The organism is Brevundimonas sp. MYb52, assembly GCF_002979535.1.
In the GTDB taxonomy this organism is placed as follows: domain Bacteria; phylum Pseudomonadota; class Alphaproteobacteria; order Caulobacterales; family Caulobacteraceae; genus Brevundimonas.
Genome location: NZ_PCPB01000020.1, coordinates 25,865 through 34,795, shown reverse-complemented (window position 1 = coordinate 34,795; position 8,931 = coordinate 25,865). Strand labels below are relative to the sequence as shown.

General features: G+C 66.7%; 8 protein-coding genes. 4 read left to right on the top strand and 4 right to left on the bottom strand.

The genetic code is table 11. The features are described 5' to 3' along the window. Positions 1–274: 274 nt before the first annotated feature. The 4 genes from CQ039_RS15660 to aguB all read left to right on the top strand — a co-directional run bounded on the left by CQ039_RS15660 (position 275) and on the right by aguB (position 6,104). Complete coding sequence (locus CQ039_RS15660; protein ID WP_105564713.1) at positions 275–1,519, top strand: capsular biosynthesis protein; 1,245 nt, start codon at positions 275–277, stop codon at positions 1,517–1,519. A gap of 195 nt (positions 1,520–1,714) precedes the next feature. Further along, on the top strand, positions 1,715–4,087 hold the full coding sequence (locus CQ039_RS15655) for a TonB-dependent receptor (RefSeq protein WP_105564712.1): 2,373 nt from the start codon (positions 1,715–1,717) through the stop codon (positions 4,085–4,087). Between the two features lie 137 nt (positions 4,088–4,224). Beyond that, positions 4,225–5,238 carry an agmatine deiminase family protein gene (locus CQ039_RS15650; protein WP_105564711.1) on the top strand — a complete coding sequence of 338 codons (1,014 nt, stop codon included), beginning with the start codon at positions 4,225–4,227 and terminating at the stop codon, positions 5,236–5,238. After that, positions 5,238–6,104: an N-carbamoylputrescine amidase gene (gene aguB / locus CQ039_RS15645; RefSeq protein ID WP_105564710.1), complete on the top strand. Its 867-nt coding sequence runs from the start codon at positions 5,238–5,240 to the stop codon at positions 6,102–6,104. Before CQ039_RS15650 ends, aguB begins: the two co-directional genes overlap by 1 nt. Here aguB and CQ039_RS15640 read toward each other — a convergent pair. From CQ039_RS15640 to CQ039_RS15625, 4 genes are all read right to left on the bottom strand, one after another. Next, complete coding sequence (locus CQ039_RS15640) at positions 6,101–7,087, bottom strand: right-handed parallel beta-helix repeat-containing protein (protein ID WP_233190320.1); 987 nt, start codon at positions 7,085–7,087, stop codon at positions 6,101–6,103. The two genes, aguB and CQ039_RS15640, sit on opposite strands and share 4 nt — an antisense overlap. Beyond that, complete coding sequence (locus CQ039_RS15635) at positions 7,087–7,905, bottom strand: phosphatase PAP2 family protein (protein ID WP_105564709.1); 819 nt, start codon at positions 7,903–7,905, stop codon at positions 7,087–7,089. The genes CQ039_RS15640 and CQ039_RS15635 overlap by 1 nt, the downstream gene beginning before the upstream one ends. Further along, entirely contained in the window at positions 7,905–8,411 is a 507-nt protein-coding gene (locus CQ039_RS15630; protein WP_105564716.1) for a hypothetical protein, read from the bottom strand. The genes CQ039_RS15635 and CQ039_RS15630 overlap by 1 nt, the downstream gene beginning before the upstream one ends. Before the next feature lie 72 nt (positions 8,412–8,483). Next, a complete protein-coding gene (locus CQ039_RS15625; RefSeq protein ID WP_105564708.1) occupies positions 8,484–8,804 on the bottom strand; it encodes a ribonuclease in 321 nt (106 codons plus the stop codon). Between the last annotated feature and the right edge of the window lie 127 nt (positions 8,805–8,931).

Below are 8,931 nucleotides of genomic sequence, written 5' to 3'. Positions count from 1 at the left end.
CCTGGCCAAGGCCACTGCTGACGGCGTGCGCGAGCCGCTCAACCGTCGCGCCACCATCGACATCAACTTCTAAGACTGCCGCCCCCGAAACGGACCGCAAGGTCCGGCTTCGGGGGCAAGTTCTTGGTGTCGAAATATCCGGCCGCCGGACTCCTCCCGAGCCGGCGGCCTTCTATTTCTACAATGCAGACTCGCCCCGGTCGTCCACTCGCCTTGTCATTGACGGGCCGTTGGCACTAGGAAGGGGTTCGTTCCTTGGAAAGATACTCAGCGTTTGCTCGCGCCATTTGATCCTGATCAGCCGAACGCGATCCCGCTGGTGCAGGCGGACTTGCGTGGCCGTCGCTTTCTGATCGTCACCGCGCCGTTCGGCGGCTTCGGGCGCTTTCTGGCCCAGGCCGTTGCCGCGCGTGGCGGCGAAACCGTGCGCATGATCTTCAACGCCGGCGACCTGCTGACCTGGCGCCGAGAAGGCGCTCTGGCGTTTCGCGACGATGTCCGGCGCTGGCCTGCGCGCGTGCGCGAACTGGCGAACGAGTTCACCGACATTATCGTCTTCGGCGAGGGCGGTCCCTATAATCAGGGGGTTCTGGCGCAGGCCGACTCGCTGAACGCCCGCGTCTGGGTGCTCGAGAACGGCTACTTCCGTCCCGACTGGATCACGTTGGAACGCAACGGGGTCAATGGGTCCAGCCGGCTGCCGCGAACCGCTGAAGGCTATGCCGGGCCCGTTCCGGCGCTGCCGCTGACGCGTCCGGTCGGCAAGATCCTGCCGCACCACGTCTTCAATATCAGTCTCTATCATGCGGTCGGGTCTTTGGGGTGGGCGGCGTTCCCGCGTTATCGCCATCCCTATACCGTCTCGCCCTGGCGGCAGTTCCTGGGCCATATCCGCCGCTACTTCAGCCTGGCGACCCGCCCCAAGCAGTCCTGCGACGCGGATGTCATCCGTGCGCGCGGGCCTTTCTTCATCGCCTGTCTGCAGCGTGAGGGCGACGCGCAACTTCTTCGCTATTCCTCCTATGCCGACAACATGGCCTTCCTGGCTGAGGTGATGGGCAGTTTCGCTCGTCATGCGCCCAAGGATTGCCGCCTGGTGGTCAAGAACCATCCGCTGGACCCCGGCCTGTCTGACCTGGCGCACATGACCCGCTGTCTGGCGGTTGAGCGCGGCCTGGACGGGCGAGTCGATTTCATCGACGGCGGCAACCTGGCCCAGCTTTGCCGCGCATCGCGAGGCGTGGTGGTCAACAATTCCAGCGCCGCCCTGTCAGCCCTGGGCTTCCGCACCCCGGTCAAGGTTCTGGGCGAAGCGTTTTTCGACTTTGCGGGGCTGACCGATCAGCAGCCCGTGGACGCCTTCTGGAGCGGGCCGGTCGCCGCCGATCCGGGCCTGTTCACCGCTTTCCGCGCCCATGTGATCGCGCGCAGCCAGATCAACGGCAACTATCATGAACCACGCGCCATGCGGCCGACCGCGGGTCTGATCGCCGACGCCTTCGCCTTGCGCGCGGACTAAAACGCCGCCGTGAGCGTGTGACGAGAATCGTCCACAGGGGTGTGGCGTTATGGCAACCCCCGAGGACTGTCATATCACTGTCACATGACTGTCGCCCAACCTTCCCGCAGCGGCCTTAAGGCCCAGCCCATCTCGACAGGCGCCATTGGCCTGCCGCGCATGGCGCTACGCCTTCATCACTGGGGATACAGACAGATGACCAACCGCAAACAGCTGTTCTGGGCGACGACCGCCCTGATGAGCGGCGTTCTCATGGCTGGCGCCGCTTCGGCCCAGTCGACCGGCAGCCAGACAGTGGAAACCACTGTGCTGGACAGCATCGTCGTGACTGGAAACCGTTCGGGAATTGACGGCGCCATCGTGGCTCAGCGCAACCCGCGTTCGACGGCCACGGTCACCGAGCAGTACATCCAGACGCAGAACGCGGGCCAGACGCCGCTGGCGGCCGTCAACCTGGTTCCGGGCGTCAACTTCAACAACGCCGACGCCTATGGTTCGGCAGGCGGCGACGTCACCATGCGCGGCTTCGATTCCGCCCGCATCTCACTGACCGTAGACGGCATTCCGCTGAACGACACCGGCAACTACGCCATCTACACCAACCAGCAGCCCGACCCGGAAACCCTGTCGCGCATCGGCGTGAACCTGGGCACCACCGAGGTCGATAGCCCGACCGCCTCGGCCACCGGCGGCACCATCAACATGGTGACCCGTCGTCCGGCATCGGACTTCGGCGTGAGCCTGGTCGCCTCGACTGGTGATGAGAGCTTCGGTCGCATCTTCGCCATGGTCGACACCGGCGAATTCGGTCCGTGGGGCACCTCGGCCTGGTTCTCGGCCTCGAAGACCGAGTATGATCACTTCAACGCCCTGTTCGGCGTTGACAAGACCCAGTACAATGGCCGCATCTATCAGCCGCTGGGCGACAACGGCGACTTCGTCAGCCTGTCGGGTCACTACAACGAAAACCGCAACTTCTTCGGCAACCAGCAAGTCACGCTGGCGCAGTTCAATGCGGGCCAAGGCTACACCCGTCCGACCTACAACCCGGGTTCTCTGGTAACGGGCATCAACCCGTCGAACACCGGCAACATCCGCGGCAACTCGCGTTTCACCTTGGCTGACGGCCTTCGCCTGACGATCGACCCCAGCTTCCAGTATACGCTGGCGCACGGCGGCGGTAACAACAACTGGACCCGCGCCCAGCTTGACGCCATCGGCGGCGCCGGTTCGGGCGATCTGGTGTTCGCTCGCGGCACCCAGTTCCTTTCGAACGGCAACGTCGTCCTGGCCCGCCCGAACATCACGAACACCCATCGTTACAGCGTGTTGTCCTCGCTGATCTGGGATATCAACGACTCGCACCAGATCCGCGCGGCCTATACCTATGAGCTCGGCCGTCACCGCCAGACGGGTCAGCAAGGCTATATGACCAACGGCTTCTTCGACAACTGGTTCGCTGGCCGTGATGGTGAGCCGGTCGTTCTGGCCAATGGCAGCCTTCTGCGCCGTCGTGACCGCCTGTCGCACGCCATCCTGAACCAGTTCTCGGCGGAATACCGCGGCTCGTTCGTGCAGGACACTGTCGATCTGGTCATCGGTCTGCGCGCGCCTTTCTTCAAGCGTGAGCTGAACAACTACTGCTACCAACGCGACACCAGCAACGCCCTGTGCACCGAGATGACGCCGATCAACAACGGCGACGGCACCTTCTCGTTCCCGAACATGGGTCCGTACAACAGCGGTCCGGCCCTGAAGTACACCGCGCCGCGTTCGTACGAGCGTAAGTACGACGACCTGCTGCCGAACCTGGGCCTGACCTGGCGCTTCGCCCCGAACCAGTCGGTTTACACCAGCTACGCTGAAGGTATTTCGGCGCCGCGCACCGACGACCTGTATGACTTCGGCGATCCGAACCCGACCCCGGAAACGACCAAGACCTTCGACCTGGGCTATCGTTACCAGTCGGGCAGCATCATCGCCTCGATCGCCGCCTGGCGCACGGACTATGAGAACCGCATCGTCCGCGCGTATGATGAAGTGGAAGACACGTCCTACAGCCGCAACGTCGGATCGGTGACGCTGCAGGGCATCGACGGCCAGATCGGCTGGGCGCCGGTGGAAGGTTTCAGCCTGTATGCTTCGGCCAGCTATCTGGACAGCGAGATCAAGGATGATCTGCTGAAGGGCGTGGATAGCAATGGCGATCCGGTCTTCATCCGCACCGCCGGCAAGATGCTGTTCGAAACGCCCAAGTGGCAGTACGGCCTGCGTGCCCAATACGAGATCTCGGACTTCGTCTTCGGTCTTCAGGGCAAGTATGTCGGCGAACGTTTCGCCAACGACATCAACACCGAAGTCGCGCCGGATTACACAGTGTTCGACCTCGACCTGCGTTACACCCCGAGCTGGCTGACGGTGGCCGACACCTACCTGCAGATGAATGTCACCAACCTGTTCGACGAGCGTTACTTGGCCGACATCCGTACCTTCGATCCGGACAGCGCAGGCACCTACCACGTGGGTGCTCCGCGCACGGTGATGCTGACGCTGGGCGTTGCATTCTAAGGTCTGGCATCGGACAGCAGACGACCGGGGGGCGGGGCCGAAAGGCTCCGCCCCCTTTCGTTTGTGTGGTTGCGGCTGGGTGCGTCTGCCCCTATCTGGCGCGGTCTGCCTTTCTCCCATTCGGATCGACTTCGCCCATGACCCCGTCCCTGACTTTGGCTATCCCCGCCGAATGGACGCCGCACCGCGCCATGTGGGTTGGCTGGCCCAGCCATGCCGAGCTGTGGGGCGAGTATTTCGCCCAGGCCCAGGACGAGGTCGAAGCCCTGGTTCGCGCCCTGGCCGGTCCGGGCCGCGAGCAGGTCAAGCTGATGGTCGGTAATGACGAGGCCTTGCCCGGCGCCCGCGCGCGTCTGGACGGCGTCGACGGCGTCGAGGTTGTGGCGGCGCGCTTCGGCGACATCTGGCTGCGCGACACCGGCCCGATCTTCAACGCCGGCTCGAAGACGGCCCAGACCTTCAGCGTCAACGGCTGGGGCGGCAAGTACGACTATCCGCACGACGACGAGGTCGCCGATCAGATCGCCGAGTTTTCCGGCGTGCCGACCACGCGTCACGACTTTATCCTCGAAGGCGGCGCCCTGGACCACGACGGCGAGGGCACCGTCCTGACCACGCGCCAGTGCCTGCTGAACAAGAACCGCAACACCGGCTGGACCCAGGCCGACGCCGAGGCCGCGCTGGCCGCCTCGGTCGGCGCCAAGGTCGTGGTCTGGCTGGGCGACGGTCTGCTGAACGACCACACCGACGGCCATGTCGACAACCTGGCCCGCTTTGTCGCGCCGGGCGTGGTGGCCTGCCCCATCGCCTTTGGCCGCAAGGACCCCAACGCCGAGGTCTATGACGAGACGGCCCGCACCCTGATGGAGACGACCGACGCCATGGGCCGCAAGCTCAAGGTGCTGCGCATCCCGTCGCCGGGTCTGGTGCTGGACGCCGACGAGCGCCCGATCCCGGCCAGCCACATGAACTTCCTGATCGCCAATGGCGCCATCGTGGTGCCGACCTATGGCGATGACACGGCCGCCCGTCTGGCGGGCGAGGCCCTGGCCACGGTCTTTACCGACCGCGAGATAGTCCTGTCGCCGTCGAACGCCGTCCTGACCGGCGGCGGTTCCTTCCACTGCATCTCGCAACAGGAACCCGCATAATGGCCCGCACCATCACGGTCGCTGCTCTGCAGACCTCGTACGGCGAGGACATGCAGGCGAACATCGACAAGACCATTGGCCTGATCCGCCAGGCGGCGGCCAAGGGCGCGCAGGTCATCCTGCCGTCCGAGCTGTTCCAGGGGCCCTATTTCTGCGTGACGCAGGAGGAGCACTGGTTCGCCACCGCCTATCCGTGGCGCGAGCATCCGGCCGTGGTCCAACTACAACCGGTGGCCAAGGAACTGGGCGTCGTCATCCCCGTCTCGATCTTCGAGAAGGAGGGGCCGCACTATTTCAACTCGATGGTCATGCTGGACGCCGACGGCGAGGCCCTGGGCGTCTATCGCAAGAGCCATATCCCTGACGGCCCCGGCTATCAGGAGAAGTACTACTTCCGTCCCGGCGACACCGGCTTCAAGGTCTGGAGCACCCGCTTCGGCCGCATCGGCGTCGGCATCTGCTGGGACCAGTGGTACCCCGAGGCCGCCCGCGCCATGGCGCTGCAGGGCGCCGACATCCTCATGTACCCGACCGCCATCGGCTCGGAGCCGCATGACGAGACGCTCGACACCGCCGCGCCCTGGCAGCGGGCCATGCAGGGTCACGCTGTGTCCAACGCCATGCCGGTGATTGCCTCCAACCGCATCGGCCATGAGGCCCTGACCGAGGCCGGCCAGACCTTCTACGGCCACTCCTTCATCGCCGACCATCGCGGCGATCTGGTCGAGAGCCTGACGGGCGAGGAGGGCGTGCTGGTCCACACCTTCGACCTCGATTTCCTGGATCAGTATCGCGCCGCCTGGGGCTTCTTCCGCGATCGTCGCCCGGAGCTATACGGCCCCCTGGCGACGGGCCGTCCGGCCTAGCGACGAAGGTTCCGCGCCACGACATTGCCCGTGGCGCGGTCACCGTCGTCGATGCTGCTGCCCCAGGGATAGCCGCGATCCGCCTTGCAATAGGAGCGGCCGCCTTCGCGCGCCCCGACCACGACCAGTCGAGGGCGCAGCCATGAGGCCCCCGAGAAGACATTGTCCGTGATCTGATTGTCGGAGGGCGTTTGATGCCGGATCACGCCGCGCTCGCCGCAATTGCGATAAAGGAAGACGCCGGGGCGGCCGCCGAGCGTGAAGTGGTTGTGGACGATGTGGTTGCGGGTGGAGCCGTCGACGGCGATCATTTCGCGATCAGTTTGGACGGCGAGGGTGTTGTTCGCGATCCGATTGTCGGCGCTCTCGGCGTCGAGATAGAGCGCTGTGGCGACGCTGCGGCCCGAAAGGGTCGAATTCATCAGGCTGAGCTGCGTCACCCCCGGTCCGACATAGAGAGGGATCGAGCCGGTCCCGATGATCGTCACCCGGTCCAGCTCGACATGGGATGGAGCCGCCGCCTGCGCTGTTGCTGTGTGCGTGGCGGTGCGTGACGAAGCGCGCAGGTCGTCATAGCCGCCGTCAGCCCCCATGCCCCAGACGCGCACGGCGCCGTGGATGACGCAGTTCCGGATGTGGATGTCGGTGGGGCGACTCCAGTGGCCGGCGCTGAGGCGGCGCGACCAGACGGCGATGGTGGGCCGACGCGGGCTGACGGCGAGGCCCGCCTGTCCGATGGTTCCGCCCTGGCAGTCCAGCCCCGCGCCCGAGGCCTCGGCGCCTTCGATCAGCACAGGACGGACGATGCTCTGGCCTGGAGCCAGGACGGCGCGGCAGGTCAGGCGATAGGGTGTTCTCGCCTCGGCGGTCAGTTCGCCCAGGTCGGCGGCGGAGCAGGGGCGGGCCGCAGGCAGAGCCCAGGCGGTTGAGGTTGTTGCGTCAGGCGCTGCGCTTAACCACAGGGCCGCCAGCCAAGCCGTCATCAGGGCAGGGGCGTGGCCAGGGCCAGCCGCTCCGAGGCGCAACCGGGGCTGGTCAGGCCCGTGGCGCGCGCTGCGGCCAGTTCGGCGCGCGCGGCGGCCAGATCGGCGTCGAAGCCGGGTGTTGCGGCGGCGGCGTCGAACACGGTCTTGCCCAGGACCTCGCCAGCGGCGACGTCGCTGGGATAGTGCATGCCGCAGACCAGTCGGCTCAGGCCCATCTCATGGGCGATGCGGCGGACTTCGGTCGCGCGCTGGGGCTCCAGGGCGGCGAAGGCCTCGCCATAGACGGTTGCAACGGTCGAACTGCCGGACGGATAGGAGGCGCTCTCGCGGCCCGCCTCGCTGACCCGCTGGCAGGGGCGGCGCTCGGCGTCGTCGCCGACCGGCCGCGCGCGGAAGCCTCGCGCCTTGACCAACTCGGCGGCGGCGTCGGAATCGTCGAATAGCCGTTGCATCAGCCGGTTCAGGTTGGGCGTCGTCGCCGAGCCCAGGCGCAGGCCCAGGGCGCAGTCGAAATGCTGCAGGGCCAGCGGCGGGCGCAACTCGGCATGGGCGGTGGCCAGAAGCCAGCGGTCGCTATCCTCCAGCGTCTTGAACTGAGCGGAGCGCGCCTTGTCGGCCAGATCGACGGGCGAACCGGCGATGGGCGGCGGGGGCGTAGCATCGGCCAGGGCCTGGATCAGCGGCCCGTTCAGATAGCCCTTGGTTTCCGGGGCGGCGGCTAGAACCGCTTGCGGGCGTAAGGCGGCGGGGGTGCCGGCGCAGGCCGACAGCCCCGCCGCGAGGATGGCGATGACGCAGGCCCCCCGGCGGGTCATCAGGCTCCGGCGCTCCAGGTCAGTTGCACCGAGGTCAGACCGCCTTCGCCGGGAGCGGCGACGACCTGCAAGGTGGCGCCGTTTTCCTTGCGGGCGGCGGCGCCATAGGCGCGGGCCTCGCCCTGGTTCATGGCCATGACAGGGGAAAGGCCCGCCGCTTCGGCGCGTTGCTTGTAGAAGGCGACGACGGCGTCGGGGACGGCGTCCGTGGTGAAGGTGATCAGGCCGCCCGGCCCGGTCGGGCCGTTGGCGACGGCGGCGGGACCATCGGCCTGGGCGCCGGGATAGAGGGCGGCGAAGACCGGGGCCCCGTCAATGGTCGCTGCGTCGACGGCCGGCGCGGCGACGGGCGCTGCCTCTGCCGGGGTGGTCGGCGAAGCGATTTCAGCGGGCGGGGCGTCGGCGGCCGGCGGCAGGCTGGTCTCGGGCGCAGCTTCGCTGCGTCCATCGCATCCGGTGAGACCGACCGTGAGGGCCACGGCGACGGCTGCCACGCTACGCTTCATCCCGCCTACGTCCTTGAGACTGTTCAACTTGATGAACACCGTGGCCCATCCGTGCGGCGGCAGCAAGGCGGTTCAACCGGTTGGGGCGTCCACATCGTCGCCGGGCTGGCCGGTCGACTTGCGCGCTTCGGCGGGGCCTCCCGCCGGTTGGGAGCCCTCGCCCTTGGCGCGTCGGCCCTCGGCGGCCAGGGCCTCGTTGATGACATCCTGGTCCGGATCAATGTCGGAGCCTGAGGCCGAACCGCCGCGCAGCGAGCCAGCGCGGGTGTCAGAGCCCATGTCGCTACCCTCCAGCGCTCTTTTCAGCGCGTCTTGGGCGTGGCCCCGGTCAGGTTTTTCGCCCATGGCGGCGGCTTCGCGGGCTTCCTCGCTGTCGGTCCTGGGATCGGCCATCATCGTCTCCTTGTTTCAAGAGGAACGCGATGGGGCGGGCCGCGGGTTCCAAAAAAGAAAAGGCCGACGGCTTGCCCCGCCGGCCTCATTATTCTTTGCGCCTAACGCGCTTCGCGCTGCTTGAGGC

Coding starts and splice junctions, on each gene's coding strand:
- CQ039_RS15655 (WP_105564712.1), top strand. CDS start 1,715: ATGACCAACCGCAAACAGCTGTTCTGGGCGACGACCGCCCTGATGAGC.
- CQ039_RS15650 (WP_105564711.1), top strand. CDS start 4,225: ATGACCCCGTCCCTGACTTTGGCTATCCCCGCCGAATGGACGCCGCAC.
- aguB (WP_105564710.1), top strand. CDS start 5,238: ATGGCCCGCACCATCACGGTCGCTGCTCTGCAGACCTCGTACGGCGAG.
- CQ039_RS15640 (WP_233190320.1), bottom strand. CDS start 7,087: ATGACGGCTTGGCTGGCGGCCCTGTGGTTAAGCGCAGCGCCTGACGCA.
- CQ039_RS15635 (WP_105564709.1), bottom strand. CDS start 7,905: ATGACCCGCCGGGGGGCCTGCGTCATCGCCATCCTCGCGGCGGGGCTG.
- CQ039_RS15630 (WP_105564716.1), bottom strand. CDS start 8,411: ATGAAGCGTAGCGTGGCAGCCGTCGCCGTGGCCCTCACGGTCGGTCTC.
- CQ039_RS15625 (WP_105564708.1), bottom strand. CDS start 8,804: ATGGCCGATCCCAGGACCGACAGCGAGGAAGCCCGCGAAGCCGCCGCC.